This is a genomic window from Micromonospora sp. NPDC051543 (assembly GCF_044454415.1).
Taxonomy (GTDB): domain Bacteria; phylum Actinomycetota; class Actinomycetes; order Mycobacteriales; family Micromonosporaceae; genus Micromonospora.
In genome coordinates this window covers 1-22,798 of sequence record NZ_JBITDT010000028.1, presented here as the reverse complement: position 1 = coordinate 22,798, position 22,798 = coordinate 1, and the positions used below count along the sequence as shown (strand labels likewise).

Annotated in this window: 23 protein-coding genes and 2 tRNA genes; 18 read left to right on the top strand and 7 right to left on the bottom strand. The window is 71.5% G+C overall.

Annotated elements, in window-relative coordinates:
• The first annotated feature begins 30 nt into the window (after positions 1-30).
• The 3 genes from ACIA3K_RS30900 to ACIA3K_RS30890 all read left to right on the top strand — a co-directional run bounded on the left by ACIA3K_RS30900 (position 31) and on the right by ACIA3K_RS30890 (position 2,260).
• Positions 31-1,497, top strand: a complete 1,467-nt coding sequence (locus tag ACIA3K_RS30900) for an amidase (RefSeq protein WP_396805271.1) — start codon at positions 31-33, stop codon at positions 1,495-1,497.
• A 72-nt stretch (positions 1,498-1,569) separates the two neighbouring features.
• Positions 1,570-1,866 carry a hypothetical protein gene (locus tag ACIA3K_RS30895; RefSeq protein WP_112584149.1) on the top strand — a complete coding sequence of 99 codons (297 nt, stop codon included), beginning with the start codon at positions 1,570-1,572 and terminating at the stop codon, positions 1,864-1,866.
• Positions 1,853-2,260: a DUF5130 family protein gene (locus tag ACIA3K_RS30890; protein ID WP_357133566.1), complete on the top strand. Its 408-nt coding sequence runs from the start codon at positions 1,853-1,855 to the stop codon at positions 2,258-2,260. Before ACIA3K_RS30895 ends, ACIA3K_RS30890 begins: the two co-directional genes overlap by 14 nt.
• 143 nt (positions 2,261-2,403) lie before the next feature.
• On the opposite strand, the gene pepN is transcribed toward ACIA3K_RS30890, so the two are convergent.
• Positions 2,404-4,953: an aminopeptidase N gene (pepN, locus tag ACIA3K_RS30885; RefSeq protein WP_396805268.1), complete on the bottom strand. Its 2,550-nt coding sequence runs from the start codon at positions 4,951-4,953 to the stop codon at positions 2,404-2,406.
• A 223-nt stretch (positions 4,954-5,176) separates the two neighbouring features.
• Between pepN and ACIA3K_RS30880 the strand changes: the two genes are divergently transcribed.
• The 4 genes from ACIA3K_RS30880 to ACIA3K_RS30865 all read left to right on the top strand — a co-directional run bounded on the left by ACIA3K_RS30880 (position 5,177) and on the right by ACIA3K_RS30865 (position 8,383).
• Positions 5,177-5,803: a disulfide bond formation protein DsbA gene (locus ACIA3K_RS30880; RefSeq protein ID WP_396805267.1), complete on the top strand. Its 627-nt coding sequence runs from the start codon at positions 5,177-5,179 to the stop codon at positions 5,801-5,803.
• Between the two features lie 193 nt (positions 5,804-5,996).
• Positions 5,997-6,539 carry a hypothetical protein gene (locus ACIA3K_RS30875; protein WP_396805265.1) on the top strand — a complete coding sequence of 181 codons (543 nt, stop codon included), beginning with the start codon at positions 5,997-5,999 and terminating at the stop codon, positions 6,537-6,539.
• Between the two features lie 89 nt (positions 6,540-6,628).
• Positions 6,629-7,828, top strand: a complete 1,200-nt coding sequence (locus ACIA3K_RS30870) for a DUF1015 family protein (RefSeq protein ID WP_396805263.1) — start codon at positions 6,629-6,631, stop codon at positions 7,826-7,828.
• Between the two features lie 87 nt (positions 7,829-7,915).
• Entirely contained in the window at positions 7,916-8,383 is a 468-nt protein-coding gene (locus ACIA3K_RS30865; RefSeq protein ID WP_396805261.1) for a ribose-5-phosphate isomerase, read from the top strand.
• Between the two features lie 25 nt (positions 8,384-8,408).
• Here the strand turns inward: ACIA3K_RS30865 and ACIA3K_RS30860 are convergent, their stop codons facing one another.
• Entirely contained in the window at positions 8,409-8,747 is a 339-nt protein-coding gene (locus ACIA3K_RS30860; protein ID WP_396805259.1) for a hypothetical protein, read from the bottom strand.
• A 180-nt stretch (positions 8,748-8,927) separates the two neighbouring features.
• Between ACIA3K_RS30860 and ACIA3K_RS30855 the strand changes: the two genes are divergently transcribed.
• On the top strand, positions 8,928-9,473 hold the full coding sequence (locus ACIA3K_RS30855) for a hypothetical protein (RefSeq protein ID WP_396805257.1): 546 nt from the start codon (positions 8,928-8,930) through the stop codon (positions 9,471-9,473).
• Between the two features lie 132 nt (positions 9,474-9,605).
• On the opposite strand, the gene ACIA3K_RS30850 is transcribed toward ACIA3K_RS30855, so the two are convergent.
• On the bottom strand, positions 9,606-11,756 hold the full coding sequence (locus ACIA3K_RS30850) for a M14 family zinc carboxypeptidase (RefSeq protein WP_396805255.1): 2,151 nt from the start codon (positions 11,754-11,756) through the stop codon (positions 9,606-9,608).
• Between the two features lie 155 nt (positions 11,757-11,911).
• On the opposite strand from ACIA3K_RS30850, the gene ACIA3K_RS30845 reads away from it, so the two are divergent.
• On the top strand, positions 11,912-13,033 hold the full coding sequence (locus ACIA3K_RS30845) for a hypothetical protein (protein WP_396805253.1): 1,122 nt from the start codon (positions 11,912-11,914) through the stop codon (positions 13,031-13,033).
• A gap of 52 nt (positions 13,034-13,085) precedes the next feature.
• Here the strand turns inward: ACIA3K_RS30845 and ACIA3K_RS30840 are convergent, their stop codons facing one another.
• Positions 13,086-13,463 (bottom strand): winged helix-turn-helix transcriptional regulator, encoded by a 378-nt coding sequence (locus ACIA3K_RS30840; RefSeq protein WP_396805251.1) that lies wholly within the window; start codon positions 13,461-13,463, stop codon positions 13,086-13,088.
• A 101-nt stretch (positions 13,464-13,564) separates the two neighbouring features.
• On the opposite strand from ACIA3K_RS30840, the gene ACIA3K_RS30835 reads away from it, so the two are divergent.
• Positions 13,565-14,188 (top strand): NAD(P)-dependent oxidoreductase, encoded by a 624-nt coding sequence (locus ACIA3K_RS30835; RefSeq protein ID WP_396805249.1) that lies wholly within the window; start codon positions 13,565-13,567, stop codon positions 14,186-14,188.
• Positions 14,188-14,610 carry a nitroreductase family deazaflavin-dependent oxidoreductase gene (locus ACIA3K_RS30830; protein WP_396805247.1) on the top strand — a complete coding sequence of 141 codons (423 nt, stop codon included), beginning with the start codon at positions 14,188-14,190 and terminating at the stop codon, positions 14,608-14,610. Before ACIA3K_RS30835 ends, ACIA3K_RS30830 begins: the two co-directional genes overlap by 1 nt.
• Positions 14,611-14,662: 52 nt before the next feature.
• Here the strand turns inward: ACIA3K_RS30830 and ACIA3K_RS30825 are convergent.
• Positions 14,663-14,736, bottom strand: a tRNA-Gly gene (locus ACIA3K_RS30825).
• 317 nt (positions 14,737-15,053) lie between these two features.
• Between ACIA3K_RS30825 and ACIA3K_RS30820 the strand changes: the two genes are divergently transcribed.
• The 5 genes from ACIA3K_RS30820 (at position 15,054) to clpX (ending at position 19,631) form a co-directional block, all read left to right on the top strand.
• Positions 15,054-15,127: transfer RNA gene (locus tag ACIA3K_RS30820), tRNA-Pro, on the top strand.
• 116 nt (positions 15,128-15,243) lie between these two features.
• Positions 15,244-16,590 carry a trigger factor gene (gene tig / locus ACIA3K_RS30815; RefSeq protein ID WP_355052307.1) on the top strand — a complete coding sequence of 449 codons (1,347 nt, stop codon included), beginning with the start codon at positions 15,244-15,246 and terminating at the stop codon, positions 16,588-16,590.
• 220 nt (positions 16,591-16,810) lie between these two features.
• Positions 16,811-17,452, top strand: coding sequence for an ATP-dependent Clp protease proteolytic subunit (locus tag ACIA3K_RS30810; protein ID WP_088988027.1), 642 nt, complete (start codon positions 16,811-16,813; stop codon positions 17,450-17,452).
• A gap of 10 nt (positions 17,453-17,462) precedes the next feature.
• Entirely contained in the window at positions 17,463-18,125 is a 663-nt protein-coding gene (locus ACIA3K_RS30805; protein ID WP_007464109.1) for an ATP-dependent Clp protease proteolytic subunit, read from the top strand.
• A gap of 210 nt (positions 18,126-18,335) precedes the next feature.
• The gene (gene clpX, locus ACIA3K_RS30800; protein ID WP_145779357.1) at positions 18,336-19,631 is read left to right on the top strand and encodes an ATP-dependent Clp protease ATP-binding subunit ClpX; all 1,296 of its coding nucleotides are present in this window, start codon (positions 18,336-18,338) and stop codon (positions 19,629-19,631) included.
• 27 nt (positions 19,632-19,658) lie between these two features.
• Here clpX and ACIA3K_RS30795 read toward each other — a convergent pair whose 3' ends face one another.
• The gene (locus ACIA3K_RS30795) at positions 19,659-20,279 is read right to left on the bottom strand and encodes an XRE family transcriptional regulator (protein ID WP_355052308.1); all 621 of its coding nucleotides are present in this window, start codon (positions 20,277-20,279) and stop codon (positions 19,659-19,661) included.
• Positions 20,280-20,320: 41 nt separating this feature from the next.
• Between ACIA3K_RS30795 and ACIA3K_RS30790 the strand changes: the two genes are divergently transcribed.
• Together ACIA3K_RS30790 and ACIA3K_RS30785 are read left to right on the top strand one after the other, a co-directional pair.
• On the top strand, positions 20,321-21,154 hold the full coding sequence (locus tag ACIA3K_RS30790) for an EamA family transporter (RefSeq protein WP_396805243.1): 834 nt from the start codon (positions 20,321-20,323) through the stop codon (positions 21,152-21,154).
• Between the two features lie 39 nt (positions 21,155-21,193).
• Positions 21,194-21,991 carry a carbon-nitrogen hydrolase family protein gene (locus ACIA3K_RS30785; RefSeq protein WP_396805241.1) on the top strand — a complete coding sequence of 266 codons (798 nt, stop codon included), beginning with the start codon at positions 21,194-21,196 and terminating at the stop codon, positions 21,989-21,991.
• 3 nt (positions 21,992-21,994) lie between these two features.
• Here the strand turns inward: ACIA3K_RS30785 and ACIA3K_RS30780 are convergent, their stop codons facing one another.
• Positions 21,995-22,219, bottom strand: a complete 225-nt coding sequence (locus tag ACIA3K_RS30780) for a hypothetical protein (protein WP_355052311.1) — start codon at positions 22,217-22,219, stop codon at positions 21,995-21,997.
• Between the last annotated feature and the right edge of the window lie 579 nt (positions 22,220-22,798).

The window sequence follows — 22,798 nt, the reverse complement described above, 5'->3', positions numbered from 1 at the left end:
ACGGCCGCTGAAACCGGGCAGGATGAGGAGATGGCCGAGCCGCACGACCTGACCGCGCTGGAACAGGCCGCCGCCGTCGCCCGCGGTGAGCTGTCCAGCGTCGAGCTGGTCGAGCACTCCCTGCGCCGGGTGGCGGCGCTCGGCGACACCGTGGGCGCGTTCGTCACCGTCACGCCGGAGCTCGCGCGGCAGGCCGCGCGCGCCGCCGACGCGGTGCCCATCGAGGCGCGCGGCCCGCTGCACGGCGTACCGACCGCCATCAAGGACCTCACCCTCACCGCCGGGGTACGCACCACCTTCGGGTCGGCCGCCTTCGCCGACTTCGTCCCGCCGGTCGACGCCGACGTGGTCCGGTTCATCAAGGCCGCCGGCCTCGTCAGCCTGGGCAAGACGACCACCTCGGAGTTGGGTTGCTCGCTCTACTCGGAGGGCCGCGTCGCGCCGCCGGCCCGCAATCCGTGGCAGTTGGCGTACACCGCCGGTGGTTCCAGCGGCGGCGCGGCGGCGGCGGTCGCGGCCGGTCTCGTGCCCGTCGCCCAGGGTTCCGACGGCGGCGGGTCGCTGCGCATCCCGGCGTCGCTCTGCGGCCTGATCGGCTACAAGCCCAGCCGTGGCCTGGTCTCCGGCGGGCCGCTCGGCTCCGGCGCGTTCGGTCTGCCCACCAGCGGGCCGATCGGGCGGACGGTGGCCGACATCGCCGCGCTGCTCGACGTCATGGCCGTCCCGGTGCCCGGCGAGCCCTACCTGTCGCCGCCCGCGCCGCCCGGCGGATACCTGGCCGCCGCCCGCCGGGCCGAGCCCGGCCGCCTGCGGATCGGCCGGTTCACCACGCCGATGCTCGCCGACGAGCCGGTGCACCCCGACTGCGTCGCGGCCGTCGACTCCGCCGCCGCGCTGCTCGCCGCCGCCGGCCACGAGGTGGTCGAGGTGCCGCCGCCGCTCACGCCCGCGGTGTGGCCGCTGTTCGAGATCATCTGGTACGTCCTGGCGCTCGCACCGGTCCCGGCGCACCGCGAGCCGGAGCTGCTGCCGCTGACCCGGCTGCTCCGCGCCCGGGGCGCCGAGGTGTCCGCGGGGACACTGTCCGCGACCCTCGGCGAACTACAGGCGCAGGTACGCCTCGGCGCGGCCCGCACCGCCGACTACGACCTCCTGCTCTGCCCCACCCTCGCCACCCCGCAGGCACCCGTCGGCTGGTTCACCGCCGACGGCGACCCGGCGGCCGATTTCGACCGGCAACGCCGCTTCTCGCCCTACTGCGCCATCTTCAACGTCACCGGCGACCCCTCGGTCTCCCTGCCCCTGGGCACCACGACCACCGACGGGCTGCCCGTCGGGGTGCTGCTCACCGGCCGGTACGGCGACGACGCGCGGCTCATCGCTACCGCTGCGCAACTGGAGCACGCCAGTGACGGATGGGATCGGCACCCCGCAATCTGGCGGGCCGTCGACTCCGCTAACGTGAATGGCGACGGAGTTGGCCGGTCGCCATCATGATCGTCCATCCGACCCGCTTGTTCGAGGTCCTTCTTCCGCCTGGGGGCGTTGGGATTGTCTGTTACCGAGACGGTGCTGGTCTTCGTCGGCATCCCGTTGGCGGCAGTGCTGGTGATCGCCGGCCTGTCGTACGCCGGTAGCCGTGGGGGTGCCACCGGCGGTGGTGGTGGCGCCAAGCGCTACCGGCCGGGCCGGCCCTTCGACTTCACTCCGGTCTGGTTCCTGGGCCGCCCGGAGCAGCTGGCCGATTCGGCCGGCACTGCGCTGACGGCGGGCGCGCAGGCGCCCGCGCTGACCAGCCACAAGCTAGAGCAGGCCAGCGTCGAGGCGCCGGCCGGTGGAACCGGAGGCGCAAGTGACCGTTGGTGAGAAGCAGACCGGGACGGAGAATCCGCCCGAGGTGCTCGACGGGCCCTTCTCGACCCGTCAGCTGCTGCGCATCGACGAGGCCCTGCGCCTGGCCGACAAGGGCACCGGCCTGGTCTTCTCGGTGTTCGTCGGCGGCCTTGACGAGCCGATCCGCGAGCACGCCCAGCGGCTGCACCGCCAGCTCGCCGACCCGGACAAGTCGGTGCTGATCGCCCTGTCGCCCAACCAGCGCCAGCTGGAGATCGTCACCGGGCGGCACGCGCGCAAGCGCATCCCCGACACGTACGCCAAGCTGGCCGCGCTCTCGATGGTCGGCGCGTTCAGCGGCGGCGACCTGGCCGGCGGCATCATCAACGGGCTCGACCAGCTCGCCAGCCACGCCGGCAAGGGCTGATCCCTCCCTCGTACGACGAAGCCCGACCTGCCACACGGCGGGTCGGGCTTCGTTGTGTCTGGGTGTCTCAGCGCGGCCAGGCCGACGGGTCCGGGCCGACGTGGGTTCGCACCCACGCCGGCCCGGGCCGCGTACTCGCCGGGTCAGCTCTGCTCGGCGTCCTTCGCGCGGGCCTTGAGCGCCCGCAGCACGCCGTCACGACCCTCGGCGACCAGGCGACGCAGCGGGGCCGGGTTGCCGTCCCCGGCCAGCCACGCGTCGGTGGCCGCCACCGTCTCGTCGTCCACCAGGTACGTCGGGTACGCGAGCTGGGCGAACTCCTGCGCCGGCTCGCTGTCCCGGCTGGCCCACACCTGCCCGACCGCCGCGAAGTACCGCTCCCGGTACGGGGTGACCAGCTCCACCTGCGCCGGGTGGGCCAGGCCCTGCAACAGCGCCCGGTTCCGCCAGTTCGGCAGCGAGTCCGGGCCGGTCAGCAGCGCCCACACGGCCGCCTTGTTCTCCGCCGTCGGCACCAGCGCGTGCGCGTACGCGGCCTCCCGCTCGCCGCTGGCCGTACGGTCGCCGGCCAGCTCCGCCTCGATCTCGGGCGCGCCGGCCGCGCCGTTGGCCACCAGCGCGCCGAGCACCGTCCAGCGCAGCTCGGTGTCCACGGTCAGGCCCTCCGGCGCTCCGGTGCCGTCCAGCCAGCCGCGCAGCGTGGCCAGGTCCTCTTCGGAGCGTGCCGTCGAGGTGAACGCCCGGGCCCAGGCGAGCTGGAAGCCGCTGCCCGGTTCGGCGGCGGCGAGCGCGTCCTTCGCCGTGCGGGCCAGTCCCGCCCAGCCGGTGGCCGCCCACGCCGGGTCGGCGTAGAGGGTCAGCGCGGTGGTGGCCTGGCGCAGGGTGGCGGTGACCAGGTTGATGTCGGTCTCGGCGGGCAGCCCGGCCAGGACCAGTGCCACATAGTCGCGGGTCGCCAGCTCGGCGTCGCGCGTCATGTCCCAGGCGGCCGTCCAGCAGAGCGCGCGGGCCAGCGACGAGTCGAAGCCGCCGATGTGCTGCACCACCGCGGCCATCGACCGGTCGTCCAGGCGCAGCTTGGTGTAGCTCAGGTCGTCGTCGTTGAGCAGCAGCACGTCGGCCGCCCGAAGACCCCGCAGCTCGGCCAGCTCGGTCCGCTCACCGGTCACGTCCACCTCGTACCGTTCGCGGCGGACCAACCGACCGTCGGCCAGGTCGTACAGGCCCACGCCGATCCGGTGCGTGCGCAGCGTCGGGTACGCCGTCGGCGCCTCCTGCCGGACGATCACCTGCTCGTACGTGCCGTCGGCGCCGATGGTCACCTCCGGGCGCAGGGTGTTCACCTGCGCGGTCTCCAGCCACTGCGCCGCGAACTTGCGCAGCTCCCGGCCTGAGGCCGCCTCCAGCTCGGTGAGCAGGTCGTCGAAGGTGGCGTTGCCCCACGCGTGCTTGCCGAAGTACGCCCGCAGCCCGGCCACGAACGGCTCCTCGCCCACGTAGGCGACGAGCTGCTTGAGCACGCTCGCGCCCTTGGCGTAGGTGATGCCGTCGAAGTTGACCTCGACGGCCTCCATGTCCGGCATCTCGGTGTAGACCGGGTGGGTGGAGGAGAGCTGGTCCTGTCGGTAACCCCAGTTCTTGCGGATTGACAGGAACGTCGTCCACGCCTCGGTGAACCGGGTGGCGTTGGTGTTGCACCAGTGGCTGGCCCACTCGGCGAACGACTCGTTCAACCACAGGTCGTTCCACCAGCGCATGGTGACCAGGTCACCGAACCACATGTGCGCCAGCTCGTGCAGGATCGTGTTGGCCCGCTGCTCGTACTCGTAGTCGGTGACCTGCGAGCGGTACAGGTAGTGCGACTCGGCGTGCGTGACGCAGCCGAAGTTCTCCATCGCGCCGGCGTTGAAGTCGGGCACCCACAGCTGGTCGTACTTCGGCAGCGGGTAGCGCACGCCGAACTTCTCGTGGAAGAAGTCGAAGCCCTGCTTGGTGATGAGGAACAGGTCGTCGGAGTCCAGGTAGCGCGACATGGACGCCCGGCAGAACACTCCCAGGTCGATGCCGTCGTGGCTGTCGCGCACCTCGTGGTACGGGCCGGCGCACAGCGCGGTGATGTACGTGCTCATCCGGGGCGACTCGGTGAAGTGCAGGGTCTTCAGGTCCTCGCCGGCCGGCTCCTCGCTCTGCACCGGCATGTTGGACACGACCCGCCAGTGCGCGGGAACCGTCGCGTGCCAGGTGTAGACGCTCTTGAGGTCGGGCTGGTCGAAGCAGGCGAACACCCGCTGCGCGTCGGCCGTCTCGAACTGGCTGTACAGGTAGGTCTCGCCGTCGACCGGGTCGACGGTGCGGTGCAGGCCCTGCCCACTGTTGGAGTAGGCGAAGTCCGCGTCGACGACCAGGGTGTTGTCGCCGGCCAGTCCGGTCAGGGTCAGGCCCTTCTCGGCCGACCAGTCGGACAGGTCCACCGGGTCGCCGTTCAGCGTGGCGGACCGCACCGACTCGGCGGCCACCTCGATGAACGTGCTCGCCCCCGGCTCGGCGCAGCGGAACCTGACCTCGGTCGTCGACCGGAAGGTGCGGCCGTCGGCGGCCAGCACGGCGGTCGCCAGGTCCAGCCTGATGTCGTATCCGGTCACCTCGAGCAGGCGGGCCCGCTCGGTCGCCTCGACCTGCGTCAGGTTACGCACTCCCGGCACTGTTCGTCTCCATCCCACGTCTCGCCGTACGCCCGGCGGCGCCCGTCTGCCGACCGCTCGTGACGTCCGGCCCGGTCCGAGTCTTCCACGTACGGCCCGCCATCGGTGGTCGAGGTCACGCTCTCCTTCGGGTGTCGGCGGTCAGGGCCGGAGGGAGGATTCCTGGAGAGACGCCGGATCGCCGGCGCCGCTCCTTCCGCGAAGGGACCGCACCGTGTCCGAACGTGTCGCCGCAGACATGTGGTTCGATCCGGCCTGCCCGTGGGCATGGATCACCTCCCGCTGGCTGCTCGAGGTCGAGCAGGTCCGGGACGTGGACATCCGCTTCCACGTGATGAGCCTGGCCGTGCTGAACGACGGCCGGGACCACCTGTCCGAGGACTACAAGACCTTCCTGAAGACCGCCTGGGGCCCGGTGCGGATCTGCATCGCCGCCGAGCAGCGGTACGGCAACGACGTCCTGCGCAAGCTCTACACCGCCCTCGGCAACCGGATCCACCTGGAGAAGCAGGAGCGGGGCCCGGAGCTGTACGTGGCCGCGCTGACCGAGGCCGGCCTGGACCCGGCGCTGGCCGCCGCCGCCGACAGCACCGAGTACGACGAGGCGCTGCGGGCCAGCCACGAGGCCGGCATGCGCCCGGTCGGGCAGGACGTCGGTACCCCGGTCGTCCACGCGCCCGGCCCGGACGGCAGCCCGGTCGCGTTCTTCGGCCCGGTGATCACGCCGCGCCCGAAGGGCGAGGCCGCCGGACGGCTCTGGGACGGCGTCCTCCTGGTCGCCGGCACCCCGGGCTTCTACGAGCTCAAGCGCACCCGCGAACAGTCCCCGATCTTCGACTGACCACGACCGCCACACGCCCCCGTCCGGAGTCCGTCGGTTGTCCGGGCGGGGGTGCGTCGCGCCGGAGGCCCGGTGTGGCCGCGGGGGCCGGAAACGGTCACAGCGTCACCGCTGGGCGGGGGGCGTCGTTTCCCTCGGTGTCCGCGCAGTGGCCCCGCAGGGCCGCACACCGCAGCTCGTGGAGGCAGTCCCGATGGCCAAGCACCGTGCGTCCGGTGACGATCAGCTGACCCGGCAGGGGGTGATCGAGACTCCCGGCGCGGCGTACTGGTCGGTCGACGGTTCCCGCTGGCCGACGGTCCGCCCCGACCTTCCCGCCGACGTGGCGGACCTGCTCGCGCCGCCCATCGTGGTCGGCGTGGCCCGGGTGCCGGTCACCTCGCGCCTGACACCCGCGCGGGCCGCGTTGGCGACGCCCGTGCCGGTGGACCCGGCGCCCTCGGCGTCGGCGGCGGTCGTGGCGGCGTTGGAACCGGTCGCCGTGGTGGCGGCCGCGCCGGCCGAACCGGCTCCGCCGCCGCCGGCGCCCACCGCGCCGCGCCCCGTGCCCACTCCGCCGCTGAACCCGCGGCCCGTTCCGGCGCCGCCGCCCGAGCGTCCCGTGCCGGGGCCGCCCGCCTCGCCTCGCCGCAACGCGATCACCGGTCCCGTCGGGGGCGGCCGGCGCGGCAACGCCGGACCGGTCGTCGCCGGCCGGCACCGCCGGCACAACGGCGCGTCCGGCCGCGCCGGCTGACCACGCGTCGGCGTGTGGGCGCTTTCATCTGGTGGACGCCGCGCGGGTCCCCGTCGTCCCGTCCGTCGACGCCGGTAGCGTCAGTGGGCATGACGGTCGTGCATCCGATCGCCCGGGCCTGGATCACCACTGGCGGCACCGGCGCGCAGAACTACGACGAGTTCGCCGACGACGCGGAGATCACCGCGATCATCGAGGCGAACCCGCACAGTGCCCTCGGCATCGAGATGCCGCACCGTGCTCCGGACAGCCTGGGGACGTCGTTCCTCGACGCGCTGCCGGCCTCGGTGGCCCGACTCGCCGAGGCCAAGGCCGACGGCAGCTACACCCCCGCCGAACAGGTGATCGTGCTGTACCGGATCAGCGCCCCGGGTGAGGAACCGGCGTACGGGCTGTTCGCGATGGTGGACACCGACCAGATCTCCACCAGCGCCGACGAGCCGGGCCTGGTCATCCGCAACGAGGACGTGTTCATCGCCAAGGTGCGCGAGCGCGTGGCGCTGGCCGAGGCGCTGGGCCACCTGCTGTCACCCGTACTCCTGCTGCAGACCGGCAGTGGCGACGAGCTGCACGCCGCGCTCGCGGCGGCGACCGACGCGGCCGGGGCGCCGGCCGCGACCGACACCGACCAGGCGGGCCGCACCCACGCCATCTGGCTGCTCGGCCCGGGCGCCGAGCAGGACGCGCTGACCGCCCTGGCGGGCGGCGGCGAGCTGGTCGTCGCCGACGGCAACCACCGGAGCCTGGCCGCCCAGACCGGCGGGCTGTCGCGCTTCCTGGCCGTGGTGACCACCCCGGGGTCGGTGGCCATCCAGCCGTACAACCGGCTGGTCAGCGAGCTGACCACCACGCCGGGCGAGCTGCTCGACCGGTTGCGCGCGGCGGGCGCCGAGATCGAGCCGATCGACGGCCCGGTCGAGGTCCCGGCGGCCGGCGGCACCGTCCACCTGCGGCTGGCCGACCAGGGGTACGCGGTGCGCCTGCCCGCCACCGCCGACGCCCGCCTGGAGAACCTGGACCACGCCCTGGTCGAGCGGCTGCTGCTGCGCGACGCCCTGGGTCTGGACCCGGGCGACAAGCGGATCACCTACGTGGGCGGGGACTACCCGGCGAGCTGGCTCACCGGTGAGGTCGACGCCGGGCGTGCCGAGCTGGCCGTCCTCATCGCGCCGGTGACCGTGGCGGACTTCGTCGCGGTGAACCTGGCCCGGGAGAAGATGCCTCGCAAGAGCACCTGGTTCACCCCGAAGGCGCGCGGTGGCCTGGTGGTCGCCGAGCTGCCCCGCTGACCCCGTACCGCCCGACCGTGTGACGTACCAGCCTCTCCGGCGCCGCCCCTGCGGCGCTGGAGAGCGCGGCCTGACAGACTGCCCGGTATGCGCGTCTACCTGGGATCCGACCACGCCGGTTTCGAGTTGAAGGTGCACCTGGCCAACCACCTGGCCAAGCAGGGGTACGACGTGGTCGACGTCGGCCCGCACAGCTACGACCCGGACGACGACTACCCGACGTTCTGCCTGCACACCGGTGACCGGGTGGTCGCCGACGAGACCTCCCTGGGGGTCGTCATCGGCGGGTCCGGCAACGGCGAGCAGATCGCCGCGAACAAGGTGGCCGGGGTTCGTGCCGCCCTGGCCTGGAGTGTCGAGACAGCTCAGCTCGCCCGGCAGCACAACGACGCGAACGTCGTCGCGGTGGGTGCCCGCCAGCACACGCTGGATGAGGCCACGGGCATCGTCGAGGCGTTCCTGAGCACGCCGTTCTCCGGCAACGAGCGGCACGCCCGCCGGATCATCCAGGTCGCCGAGTACGAGCAGACCCGGAAGCTGCCCGACCTGCCCTGACCCTGCCGACCCGCGTCGCCCGCCGTCAGCGCGGCGGGCGGGGCAGGTCCTCGCGGGGCACCCAGTTGCGGCGCACGACCACCACCCGGGCCTCGGCCTCGGCGAGGTCGTCGTCGGTCGGCCGGGCGGCGTCGCGGGCCCGCAGCGCCGCGCTCAGCCCCACCTGGGACGAGCCGGAGCCGACCAGACCGCGTAGCCCCCGCTCGCCGTCGCGGTCGTCGCCGCCACCTCGACGTCGCGGTGGCGGATCGCCACCGTCGTGGACGCCGGCCGTGCTGGCCGTCGAGCCGTCGGCGCTCCGGGTGGCCGCGTCGGAGTCGGAATGGTGGCGTAGCCGTCGCCGGCGTCGGTCCGGGTCACCCATCAGCCGACCGTACCTCCCCACGTCATCAAGATCCGTACAACGTCGGGGATGTTGTGGCTTTGCGAGCTCTGGTCGGCACGCGTGCCGGGTTCGCGGCGGACGGCGGTCTGCGACCGATTTGCCGGCTGGCTACCCTCGGGTTCGGGCGGTGCTGAGGCCGTCCGTCAGGGGGAGGACGAGATGGCAGACCAGACGCAGCCGTGGGCGGAGCGAACCGTCGAGGTCCCACCGCAGGCAGGCGTCGATGTGCCGGCGCAGCGGGACGGCTTTCGCCGTGGTGTGGCGCCGGTGGGTCAACCGCGTACCCCGCGCACCGAACCGTTCCCCGTGGTCGAGGAGCCGACCGGCACGGGCTGGCCGGGCGAACCCGTCCCGCGCCGGCCGTTGAGCTGGCGGCTGGCGCAGTTGCGTCGCGGCGGCGAGTGGAGCGCGGCGGGTGGCCTGTTCGCCTTCGTGTGCTGGGGGATCTGGGCGCTCTCCGGCGGTGGCGACCTGTCCGGCCCGCTGCTCGTGCTCGTGTTGAGCCTGCTGGTGGCGGTCGGCCTGTTCGCCCTGGCCCGAGCCGTCGGACGGTTGGTCCTGGAGCGGCAACTCGGACGGGTCCGACGCGGCGCGCGGGGCGCTCACCTGGCCACCGGGGTCTTCCTCGTCGGCCTGGGCGTGGCCTGGCTCCAGCAGACCGAGTGGGTCGTGTCGGCCTGGAACTGGATCACCTCGAACGTGTGACGAGGCGTGCACGGACGGGCCGGCAATGCGCCGCCCGCCCGTGCACCCGGTCGTCTCCCCACCAGGCAGTGCCGCTGCTTACCCGGCCGGCCACGGTTCATCCGTGGCCGGCCGGAGCGTCCGTCGTTCGGGTCAGCCGGCGGCGGCCTCGGCGGCGGCGTGGTCGCGGGCCACCCGGACCAGTTCGACCAGGCCGCCCGCGTACTCCTGGGACTCGCCGTGCGCCTCGTCGAAAGGCGGCTGGAAACCGACGCCCTCCCACTCGCCGGTGGCGGCGTTCCAGCGGTCGTTGCCGACCTCGAAGTCCCAGGCGAAGATGCCCAGCTCGTAGTAGAGCTGGTCGGCCGAGTTGCCGGCGGCGGAGTAGAGCACGTCGGCGACCGGGCCGGTCTGCGACGGCCAGGTGACCGTGCCGCGCTCCTGCGCGATCGCGCCGACGATCCGCCGGGCGCTGCCGAGGAACAGCGTCGACTCGTCGATCGACGGCCGGGGGAGGGTGATCCGCCCGTCGGCCCGGTACGCGCCCGGCGGCCACATGAAGTACCCGCCGTAGGAGTGCACGTTCATCGCGAACCTGATGTTGGGATGGGCCTTGGCCAGCGCGACGACGTTGCCGCTCTCCGCCTCGGACAGCTCCGCCGTACCGGCGTAGTTGCCGGAGAGACAGTTGGCGCTCGCGCCCACGTAGCCGTCGAAGTACGAGCCGACGGTGTAGTTCCGGTTCACGTCGACGCCCCACGAGGTGCGGTACTTCGGGTCCCGTGCCGGTCCCTCGCAGTGGTTGACCAGGTTCTTGCGCTGGAAGTTGTAGTCGTTGAACGAGTAGTTCGCGCCGTCCGGGTTGACCGTCGGGATGACGAACACGTCGACCTGTTCCAGCAGCTCGCGGGTGGCCGGGTCGGTACGGGCGTTCGCCAGCATGCGCTCGGCGAACTCCAGCGTCACCAGCGGCGTGGCCCACTCCCGGGCGTGTTCCTGGGAGTACGCCAGCACGCCGACCCGGGAGCCGTCCCGGTGTACGCCGAGACGCAGGGCCTGCACCGTCCAGGGCTTCGCCGGCACCTCGGTGCCCTGGAGCCCGTCGTCGAGGCGGACCGGCCCGGCGACGGGCATCGGCAGCCCGGTCGAGCCGTCCTCGACGGTGGCCCGGAACCGGTTCGCCTGGCGGGCATTCACGGCCGCCGCGACGTCGTCGGTGGTGCTCACCGTCTTGCCCGCGGCGTCGGTGGCGAGGGTGACCGTGAGGACGCGGTCGCGGTAGCCGACGGTCAGCGGTCGGTCGGGTCGGCCCGGGTCGACGGTGCGCACCTGCACGCCGTTCATGCCCTGGTCGCCGAAGCGGACCGACTCCACGACCACGGCGGCGGCCGCCGGGTCGCCCAGGTACGCGACGGCGTTGCGGCGGTACCCCTGGGTCTTGTTCGGCAGGTCGATGACGTCGACCAGGTCCCGGTACTGGCGGGCCAGCCGCTTGATCCGAGCCTGGATGTCCACCGGCGTCAGGTACGCGTCGATGAAGTCCTTCTGGTAGCCGGCCGGCAGCGGCGGCGGGGCGGCGTTCGGCCACAGCGTCGGGGTGACGGCCCGACTGACGCCGCCGAGGCTGGACGTGGCGGTCAACTGGACCGGTCGGCTCGGCACCGGCTGCGGGACGTTGTAGTGGTACTGGTACTCACCCGAGTCCTCGAACCGGTAGAGCGGGAATGATCCGGTGGCGCCGTCCGCGGTCCGCCAGCTGACGGTGATCTCCACGTCCGGGTCGTCGGTGGCGGTGGTGGCCACCTGCGCCTGGAGGAACGTCTGCCCGCCGGTGGTCCACCAGTACGCCTGCTGGACCGCGAGGGTGTCGACGGCGGCGGCCGTGCTGCTGGTCCGCTGGCCGGCGGCCGGTGCGCCGAGCCCGGCGACGGTACGCGCCCGCGCCGCGCGGACACTGTCGGCGAAGTGCCGGCTGCCGTCGCCGGCCCGCTGCACGACCTGCGTGGCGGTAGCGCCCTGGGCGGTCAGGTCGGCGAGCTGCGCGCCGGTCAACACCAGGTCGGCGAGGATCCGGCCATCCCGTGCTCGGGGCCGGTTGGCGAGGTCGACGCCGCTGGCGACCAATCTGTCGAGCTGGGCCTGATCGCGCAACTGCACCCGGACCAGAGCGGTCTCGGCGGCGGCCAGGGTGATCGGGGCGGTGTCGGCGACGGGTGCCGCCGTCGCGGTGCCGGGATGGGACAGCGCCGCGCTGATCAGGATCGCTGTGGTGGCGGCAGCCGTCCACCGTCGTCGGACGATCATGTGCCCTCCTGTGACGGACGTCGATGCGTGTGGTCCTTACACCAGTGCACTGATCGACACATGTCAAGGTCTCTGATCGGTAAGGACGACGTAAGGTCATCCGGCCACGTCGACGGACATCATTCCCCCATCCGTTGCCAACGAGGGGACCGTCGATGAGTCGACTACGGAGAAGTCTGGCCTTCCTGATCGTGCTGACCACCGGTCTGACGACCGCACCGGGCGTCGCGTCGGCAGCCGCGGCGCTGCCCACGTACACGTTCGTGGATCTGGGGACGCTCGGTGTGCCGAGCACGGGGGAGCCGCCCACCAGCGACGGCTACGCCCTCAACGACGCCCGTACCGTGGTCGGCGTCTCCACGATCGACGGTGTCTACAACTTCCACGCGTTCGCCTGGGCCGGCGGGGTGATGAGCGACCTGGGCGCCCTGTACACCGGGCCGTACGGCGCGAGCTCCGCGGCGGGCATCAACGACCGGGGCGTCGTCGTCGGGGCCACCCACGTCAACGCCACGGAGCCTCCGCACGCCTTCCGCTATGCCGGCGGGGTCATGACCGACCTCGGCACCGGCTACGGCGCGGGCAGCGGAAGCTCGGCGTACGACGTCAACGACGACGGCGTGGTGGTGGGCAGCCGGTTCGAGACGCAGGGGGCGCCGACCCGGGCGGTCGTCTGGCGCAACGGCAAAGTCGTCGACCTGGGCACGCTCGGCGGCCAGGCGGGCCCCTGGGGCACGGACAGCATCGCCTACGGCGTGAACTCGTCCGGCCATGTCGTCGGCGGCGCCGCCGTGCCGAGCGGCGGCCTGCACGCCTTCGTCTACTCCGGTGGGGCGTTGACCGACCTCGGCACCCTGGGCGGTGTCACGGAGTCCACGTACGCCCGGGACATCAACGACCGGGGTCACGTCGTCGGTATCTCGCAGAACACCACCGGCCAGCTGCGCGCGACGCTCTGGCGCAACGGCACCATCCGCGACCTCGGGTCCCTCGGCGGCAACTACTCCGAGGCGCGGGCTGTGAACGAGACCGGCCAGGTGGTGGGCATCGCCCGGACCAGCAGCCCCGACTTCTACAACGAGCGGGCGTTCCTCTGGCAGGGCGGCCGGATGGTCGACCTGAACACCCGGGTGCGGAACCTTCCCCCGACGGTGACGCTGCGCTCCGCCGAGGACGTCAACGACGACGGCGTCATCGTGGGCCTCGCCTGCCCCGTCGACTGCGCCGAGGGCGGTGATCGCGCGCGCCGGGCCTACCTCCTGGTGCCGACGAGCTGACCCGCGACACCTTGGACCGGCGTCTGTCCTGCCCGAGCGGGACGGGCGCCGGTCACCGCGCCGCTGTGCCGGTGTCGTACGACTCGCGGGCGTCGAGCAGCTCGTCCCAGTGCTGCGCCACCCACGCGCAGGCGACCGCGATCGGTTCGAGCATGCTGCGGCCCACCGGCGTCAGCTCGTACTCGACGTGCGCGGCCGCTCCGGCGTGGACGGTGCGGGTGACCAGCCCGTCCCGTTCGAGGGAACGCAGCGACTGGGTGAGGACCTTGGGTGTGACGCGGCGCAGCGGCACGCGCAGCTCGGAGAAGCGGCGAGGCCCGTCTTCCAGGCAGCGGATGATGAGCGCCGCCCACTTGTCACCGAACCGGATCGGATTGAGCGAGGAGGGGCACAGCTCGTCGAACATGTCGGCGGGCAGGGGTTGCCTCATGGCCTGACGATAGCTGGTATCCCGGCGGTAACCAGGCCCGGCGATAGCGTCGGCGAATCGGCCGGGCGTACGGCTTCCGGCCCTGGTGAGAGGCGTCCGCCATGAACATCGTGATCTTCGGCGCGGGTGGCCGGGCCGGACGACGGGCCGCCACCGAGGCGCGTCGACGCGGCCATCGGGTCACCTCCGTGGTGCGTGACCCGGCGGCCCACGGCGACCTGGGCGACGCGCACGTGGTGGCGGGCGACGTCACGGACGCCGCGAGCGTCGCGCGCGCCGCCGCCGGGCAGGACGCCGCGATCAGCGCCGCCGTGGACCTGTCCCGGCCACCACACGACTTCTTCACGACGTCGTCCCGCGCCCTGTCCGCCGGTCTGGCCGAAGCGGGCGTACGCCGCCTGGTGCTGGTGGGCCTCGCGTCGATCATGCCCGGGGCGTCCGGCGTCGCCCTGATGGACGAGCCCGGCTACCCCGACGAGTACCGATCCTTCTACCTGGGCCACGCGGCGGGCCTCGACGAGCTGCGGACCTGCGATCTCGACTGGGCGTACGTGGCCCCGGCCGGCGACTTCGACCACGACGGCACACGTACCGGGCGCTACCGGGTCGCCGGGCACGGTGACCCGGCCAGCCGGATCAGCTACCCGGACTTCGCGATAGCGCTGCTCGACGAGGTCGAGACGCCCCGCCACCACCGGTCCGCCCTGAGTGTTCGGGAGGTGTGATGCCCGAGGTCCACGACAGCCCGAACACCTGGGTCGCCGAGCACATCCGCCGTTTCGAGGAGACCGGCGGCCGACCACGGCCAGGTGTGCACGACCTGCTCCTGACGACACGTGGCCGAAGAACCGGCGAGCTGCGCCGCACCGCGCTCGTGTACGAACGCGATGGCGACCGTTACGTGCTGGCCGCCTCGAACCGCGGCGCGGAGCACCACCCCGCGTGGTACCTCAACCTGCTCGCCGACCCGTACGTCACCGTGCAGGTCGGTACGGAGACCTTCACCGCTCGGGCGCGCACCGCCACCACGCGGGAGCGTCCACGCCTGTGGCGTCTGATGGTGTCGGCCCGGTCGGAGTACGCCGCGTATCAGCAGCGGATCACCCGGGAGATTCCCGTGGTCGTCCTGGAGCGCGTCGAAGGCTGAACGGAAGAAGGCCCAGGCTCAGCGGATGTGCCGCTGGCCTGGGCTTCGTGGGTGGAGCGGGCGACGGGAATCGAACCCGCACCGTCAGTTTGGAAGACTGAAGCTCTGCCATTGAGCTACGCCCGCGCTCGGCCCCGCCGGAACGGGGCGCGCGGACAGCGTACCCAATGGCGGTTGTGGGCGCGCGACCGCGGCACCGCACCCGCGGCGTCGTGTCGTCGCGACGCCGCGGGGCGCCCTTCAAGATCCGCACAACTTCACCGAAGTTGCGGCATCCGCGCGCCGGGAAGCCGCGCTTTCGCCGAAGGCGCGCGGATCTTGAAGAGCGAAGGCGCGCGGATCTTGAGAGGCGGGTGAGATGGGGGCTTATAGGAGATCTGTCCGGGTGACGGACGCCCCGGCACTGCCTGAGGCGCGGCGACGGCATAGACTGCACGTCGCCACGGGGTGTGGCGCAGCTTGGTAGCGCACTCGCTTTGGGAGCGAGGGGCCGTGGGTTCAAATCCCGCCACCCCGACTGTCGTCCGCGTCCGGTCTCCCCGGGCGCTGCGAGCCGGCCCCGCCGGCTCGCCTACACTCGATGGGCCAATCGAAGGCCCAGAATCAAACCCAGATCCGTCAAGGAGTACGCCTGTGAAGAGCACCGTCGAGACTCTGAGCCCGACGCGCGTGCGGCTCGCCATCGAGGTGCCGTTCGTCGAGCTCGAGCCGAGCCTCAAGAAGGCGTACCGGGAGATCGGTTCGCAGGTCCAGGTCCCGGGCTTCCGCCGGGGCAAGGTGCCGACCGCGGTGATCGACCAGCGGGTGGGCCGGGGCACCGTCCTCAACGAGGCGGTCCAGGAGGCCATCCCGGAGAACATCATGGCCGCGGTACGCGAGCACGACCTGAAGACGCTGGGGCGTCCCGAGGTCGAGATCACCGAGTTCAACGACGGTGACTCGCTGAACTTCACCGCCGAGGTCGACGTCCGTCCGGAGATCACCATCCCGGACGCGTCCACCATCGAGGTGACCGTCGACGAGCTGCAGATCGACGACAGCGAGATCGACGAGCAGGTCAAGAACCTGCGCGAGCGGTTCGCCACCCTCAAGACGGTCGAGCGGGCCGCCGCCGAGGGCGACTACGTGCAGATCGACCTGAACGCGACCGTCGACGGCGAGGACGTGCCGGGCGGTCAGGCCAGCAACATCTCCCACGAGGTGGGCAGCAAGCAGCTCCTGCCGGGCCTGGACGAGGCCGTGGTCGGCCTCGCCGCCGGCGACAGCACCACCTTCACCACCCAGCTCGTGGGCGGCGACTTCGCCGGCCGCGACGCCGACGTGGCGGTGACCGTGCGCACGGTCAAGGAGAAGGAGCTGCCGGAGCTGAACGACGAGTTCGCGCAGATGGCCAGCGAGTTCGACACGATCGAGGAGCTGCGCGGCGACCTGCGGTCCCGGGTCACCCAGGGCAAGCAGGTCGAGCAGATCTACGCCGCCCGCGACAAGGCGCTGGCGCAGCTGGTCGAGACCGCCGAGGTGCCGGCGCCGGAGGGCGTCGTGCGCGAGGAGGTCGCCAGCCGCAAGCAGGCGATGGTCGACCAGCTCGAGCGGATCGGCGCCTCCCTGGAGGAATACCTGGCGGCCGAGGAGAAGACCGAGGAGCAGATCGACGCCGAGCTGACCGAGGCGGCCACCGAGGGCGTCAAGGTCCAGCTCCTGCTCGACACGCTGGCCGACGCGGAGGACGTGCAGGTCTCCGACGACGAGTTCGGGCACGAGATCGTGCACCGGGCGCAGCGCGCCGGGATGGCCCCGCAGCAGTACTACGACCAGTTGGTGCGCTCCGGCGCCGCCGCCGCGGTCTTCGGTGACGTCCGGCGCGGCAAGGCGCTCGCGGCCGTCATGGAGCGCATCACGATCAAGGACTCGGCCGGCAACCCGGTCACCCTGGACGCGCTGCGCGCCGCCAACGAGGCCGAGCACAACCACGAGCACTGATCGTCGGGTGCGGCCGCCGTCCGCCGCTGCGCGGTGCACGGCGGCCAAACCCTTTCCGGGGTACGCCCGGAGTTGAGCGCTGCCGGGGTACGCCCGGAAGGCCCGCGCCGCGGGTGCCCGACACAGCTGCGCTGAGAGCGAACAGTGCCCCGACCGGGACTCTGCGGCCCCGCACAGCGGTTAGTGTCGGGAAAGACGGTACGGAGAGCGAAGGGCTGCCATGACCGACATGCACATCCCCAAGAAGTCGCTCCGGGCGATTGACGCGCGCGGTGGCGACTCCATTGGCAACCTCGACGACTCGGTCTACAACCGGTTGCTCAAGGAACGCATCATCTTCCTGGGCAGTGAGGTGACCGACCAGGTCGCCAACCGCATCTGCGCGCAGCTGCTGCTGCTCGCCGCGGAGGACCCGGACCGCGACATCAACCTGTGGATCAACTCGCCGGGTGGCTCGGTCTACTCGGGCATGGCGATCTACGACACCATGCAGTTCATCGACAACGACGTGTCGACCGTGGCGATGGGCATGGCGGCCTCGATGGGTCAGCTGCTGCTCTGCGCGGGCACCAAGGGCAAGCGTTACGCCCTGCCGCACGCCCGGATCATGATGCACCAGCCGTCCGGTGGTCTGGGCGGCACGGCGTCCGACATCGCCATCCAGGCGGAGCAGATGCTCTACACGAAGCGGATGTTCCAGGAGCGGGTCGCGCACCACACCGGCCAAGACCAGTCGCAGATCGAGGCGGACTCGGACCGGGACCGTTGGTTCACCGCCCAGGAGGCCATGGACTACGGCTTCATCGACAAGGTGATCATCGGGGCCGCTCAGGTTCCGGATGGCGCCGGGACCCTGAGCTGAGGAGCTGACGATGACCGACCTGAGCCTGCCGCCCCAGTTCGCGGCCGTGCACAACCGCTACGTGCTGCCGTCGTTCGTCGAGCGCACGTCGTACGGGGTCAAGGAGTCGAACCCGTACAACAAGCTCTTCGAGGACCGGATCATCTTCCTCGGTGTCCAGGTGGACGACGCGTCGGCCAACGACGTGATGGCCCAGCTGCTGACGCTGGAGGGCACCGACCCGGACCGCGACATCATCATGTACATCAACTCGCCGGGTGGCTCCTTCACCGCGATGACGGCGATCTACGACACCATGCAGTACGTCCGCCCCGACATCCAGACGGTCTGCCTCGGGCAGGCGGCCAGCGCCGCGGCCGTGCTGCTGTCGGCGGGCACCGCGGGTAAGCGGATGGCGCTTCCGAACTCGCGGATCATCATCCACCAGCCGGCCACCGAGGGCGGCTACGGGCAGGGCTCGGACATCGAGATCCAGGCCCGGGAGATCCTGCGGATGCGGACGCAGTTGGAGGACATGTTGTCCCGCCACTGCAACCGCCCGATCGAGCAGGTCCGCAAGGACATCGACCGTGACAAGATCATGACGGCCGAGGAGTCCAAGGAGTACGGGCTGGTGGACACGATTCTGACCAGCCGCAAGAAGGGTCTGCTGGCGACCCACTCCGCCAGCTGAGCTGTACCGGGTCAGAGGTTGGCCGGGGCGTGAGTTCCCGGCCGGCCTCTGACACACCCGTTTTGGGGGTCGGAGAATGCCCCGCCAACGGGTAACGTCGGGTCCGTACCGCTTCGCCGGTCGGGCCAGCGAAGCGAACCAAGCCGGGCGGCGCGCAGCGTCCGCAGGTCAGGGCCGGGTCTCCGGCCGATGAGTGCAGGGAGAACGTAGGTGGCACGGATCGGTGACGGCGGCGACCTACTGAAATGCTCCTTCTGCGGTAAGTCGCAGAAGCAGGTCAAGAAGCTCATCGCGGGCCCAGGGGTCTACATCTGCGACGAGTGCATCGATCTCTGTAACGAGATCATCGAAGAGGAGCTGGCCGAGTCCGGCGAGGTGAAGTGGGAAGAGCTTCCCAAGCCGATGGAGATCTGCCAGTTCCTCGACAACTACGTCGTGGGGCAGGACCAGGCCAAGAAGGCGCTCGCCGTCGCGGTCTACAACCACTACAAGCGCATCCAGGCAGAGGCGGCCAACGCGCCGGGCTCCGGCAGTGACGCCGTCGAGCTGGCCAAGTCCAACATCCTGCTGCTCGGCCCGACGGGGTGCGGCAAGACCCACCTCGCGCAGACCCTCGCCCGGATGTTGAACGTCCCGTTCGCCATCGCCGACGCCACGGCGTTGACCGAGGCGGGCTACGTGGGCGAGGACGTGGAGAACATCCTCCTCAAGCTGATCCAGGCCGCCGACTACGACATCAAGCGGGCCGAGACCGGCATCATCTACATCGACGAGGTCGACAAGATCGCCCGTAAGTCGGAGAACCCGTCGATCACCCGCGACGTCTCCGGCGAGGGTGTGCAGCAGGCCCTGCTCAAGATGCTGGAGGGCACGGTCGCCAACGTCCCGCCGCAGGGCGGTCGCAAGCACCCGCACCAGGAGTTCATCCAGATCGACACCACGAACGTGCTGTTCATCTGCGGTGGCGCGTTCGCCGGCCTCGACCAGATCATCGAGTCCCGCACCGGTCAGGGTGGCACCGGCTTCGGCGCCCGGCTCCGGTCGGTGTCCGAGCGGTCGACCGACGACATCTTCAGCCAGGTCATGCCGGAAGACATGCTCAAGTTCGGGCTGATCCCCGAGTTCGTCGGCCGGCTTCCCGTGATCACCAACGTGCGCAGCCTGGACCGCAGCGCCCTGGTGCGCATCCTCACCGAGCCGCGCAACGCCCTCGTCCGGCAGTACCAGCGCCTGTTCGAGTTGGACGGCGTCGAGCTGGAGTTCGACGAGCCGGCGCTGGAGGCCATCGCCGACCAGGCCATGCTGCGGGGCACCGGCGCCCGTGGCCTGCGGGCCATCATCGAGGAGGTCCTGCTCTCCGCGATGTACGAGGTCCCGAGCAACCCCGACGCCGCCCGGGTGTTGATCACCCGCGAGGTCGTCCTGGAGAACGTCAACCCGACGATCGTTCCGCGCGAGTTCACCGGGCGTCGGGCCCGGCGGGACCGCGAGGAGAAGTCGGCCTGATCCTCCCCACGACACGCCGGCCGTCCGTCACTGACGCGGCCGGCGTGACCGTGTCCGGCGGTCCCACTCACCCGACGGGGTGACCGTCACCATCATCAGCCGAGCCGGCTCGTCGGCGTCGTTGCGGTAGCCGTGCTCCCGGTCGGCGTGGAACTCGATCGTGTCCCCGGCCCGTACGGCGTGATCCTGCCCGTCCACGTGGACGACCACCGCCCCGGCGAGGACGTGCAGGACCTCCCGGGTACCCCGGGGGTGGTCGGCGGAGCGGTGTCGCTCTCCGGGTTCCAGCCGCCAGTCCCACAGCTCGACGAGGTCGGGTTCGCCGAGCCCGCTGAGGAGGTGGGCGGTGCCGCCGTGCTCGCCCTGCCAGAGCACGGGCGCCTCGGCCGTGGAGCTGATCCGTACGGTCTGCTCCTCGTCGGGCTCGAGCAGCCGGGCGATGTTGACGCCGAACGCGTCGGCGACCCGGCACAGCGTGCCGACGCTGGGGTTGGTGCGTGCGCTCTCGATCTGTACGAGCATCGCCTTGCTCACGCCGGACCGGCCGGCCAACTCCTCGAAGGACCAGCCCCGGGCGGCGCGCAGCTCCCGTACCTGCCGGGCCACCGCGGCCGTCACCGCACTGACCCGGCCACCTGCGTCGGTCATCAAACTATCCTTCACGGTTACTATTGTGGTACGACAGTGGCATGTTCCCCATTCTCCTGGCAGCGGTGTCCGCGGTCGCGTTCGGCACCGCCGACTTCTCCGGCGGCAAGGCGTCCCGCCGCGCCGACCCCATCGCGGTGACCGTGGTCTCCCAGCTCCTGAGCGTCCCGCTGCTGGTCGCTCTGGTGCTCCTGGTGCCGGGGTCACCGACGGTCGCCGACATCGCCTGGGGACTGCTCGCGGGGATGGCGGGAGCGGGCGGCATTGTGCTGCTCTACCGGGCGCTCGCCGGCGGGATGATGGCCGTGGTGGCGCCGGTCACCGCGATCACCGCGGCGGTGGTGCCGATCGTCGCCGGCCTGTTCACCACCACCTTCCCCGGCGCCCCGGCGCTCACCGGCGCCGGCCTCGCGGTGGTCGCGATCGCCCTGGTCAGTCTCGGCGAGGGGGGTGGTCGTCCGACGGTCCCGGCCCGGCTGGTGGGGCTCGCCCTCGCGGCCGGGGCGCTCTTCGGCGTCTTCTTCACCCTGCTCGGTCAGGCCAGCGAGAGCGCGGGCATGTGGCCGGTGGCAGCGGTACGGACCAGCTCGATCGCGATCGGCCTGCTCCTCGCCGCCGGCACCGGTGTGCGACTGCGGCTCGGACGGCGGGTGCTCGGTTGGGCGGCCCTCGCCGGTCTGCTCGACAGCGCCGCCAACGCGCTCTTCCTGGCCGCTGCCGCGCGAGGGCACCTCAGCATCGTGGCGGCGATCGCCGCGCTCTACCCCGCGAGCACGGTCCTGCTCGCGCTCGCCGTCGACCGCGAACGGCTGCGGCCGGTCCAGATCGCCGGCCTCGGGTTCGCGGCCGGGGCTCTGGTGCTGGCCAGCATCTGAGGCTGTCCACACCGGCCGGTCCGGTCGTACTCTTCTCTCATGCGCGTCGCCGTCTGCCAGCTCAATGCCCGGGACGACCGCAAGGCCAATTTGGCCGCCGCGGAGCTGCTGCTGGAACGCGCCGCCAGCGGCGGCGCGGACCTGGCCATCCTTCCCGAGTACGTCGACTATCTCGGCCCGGAGGCCGGTCTGCCAGAGCCGGAGCCGGTCGACGGCGAGGTCGGCAGCTTCTTCGCCGGGGTTGCACAGCGGCTGGGCATGTGGGTGCTGGCCGGGTCGTTCCACGAGGCCGGCCCGGACCCCGCGCACACCTGGAACACCTCGCTGGTCTTCGACCGCGCCGGCAGCCTGGCCGCGAGCTACCGCAAAATCCATCTGTACGACGTGGAGATCCCCGGTCGCGTCTCCTACCGGGAGTCGGAGACCGTCGCGCCCGGCACCCAACCCGTCGTGGTGGACGTGGAGGGCCTGCGGGTCGGGCTGTCGATCTGCTACGACCTGCGCTTCCCGGAGTTGTACCGGCGGCTCGCCACCGAGGGTGGCGCTCAGCTCCTGGTGGTGCCGGCGGCGTTCATGATGCACACCGGTCGGGACCACTGGGAGGTCCTGCTCCGGGCCCGGGCGATCGAGAACCAGTGCTTCGTGGCGGCGGCCGGTCAGACCGGTGACCACGAGCCGGGCCGCACCTGCTTCGGGCGCAGCATGGTGGTCGACCCGTGGGGGACGGTCCTGACCCAGCTGCCCGACGGGCCGGGGGTGGCCGTCGCCGATCTGGACCTTGACCGGCTCTCCGTGATCCGGGCCGAGCTGCCGAGCCTCGCCAACCGCAGGCTTTGAGACTCAGCCCTCGAGTAGGACGCCGATCGTCGCAAGCCCGGCGATCACCGCGGCGGTGACCAGCAGGGCCGTGGTCATCCGGGACCTGCCGCGGCGGGCCAGGCGTCCGACCGAGAAGAACAGGACCACCAGCACGACCGCGCCGATCACCAGTTGCCAGAACGGCAGGAGGATGCCGAGCAGTGCTTCCTCGGCGAACACCGCGGTTTCCAGCCCGGACTCATCCATGACTGACACTCTGGCACGCCGACGCGTGCCGCGTCGCCGACCACGGTGGAGAGCGCGCCGGTCGACGTCACCCGAACCAGTGATGAACCCTGATTTGCCTTCTCCCGGCCGTCCGCGTAACTTTCTCTCTGCACGAGGGAGGTCGGACAAACCGGCCGAGAGCGGGCGCCAGGCTCGTGGCGGAGACGCCGAGCGAGACTGAGATCGGGCGGTGCGAAACACCTCGGAGACGGGGTTGCGGACGCGAAGCCGGCCGGGTAGAGTTCTGAAGCCGGCAGGAGCCGGGCGGAGAGCCGCGCAGCGGCGATCGGCCGGTCTGCGGTTTCCCACGAGAGTAACGACCGCCGGATACGGCGTGCGTCATTGTGGGTCCGGACGAACCAGATTGATCACCTCGAATACGAGGTTGACAATGAAAGTTCGACCAAGTAGGTTTGAGCGGTTGCCCCGAAACGGGGTTCCACGGAATGTGGGGCTTCTGATCGGTGTGTGGTTGTTCTTTGAGAACTCAACAGGGTGCTTGTAAAGCCAGTGCCAATTATGATTTATACCCCGGACTGGCAGCCTGCTTTTGGTGGG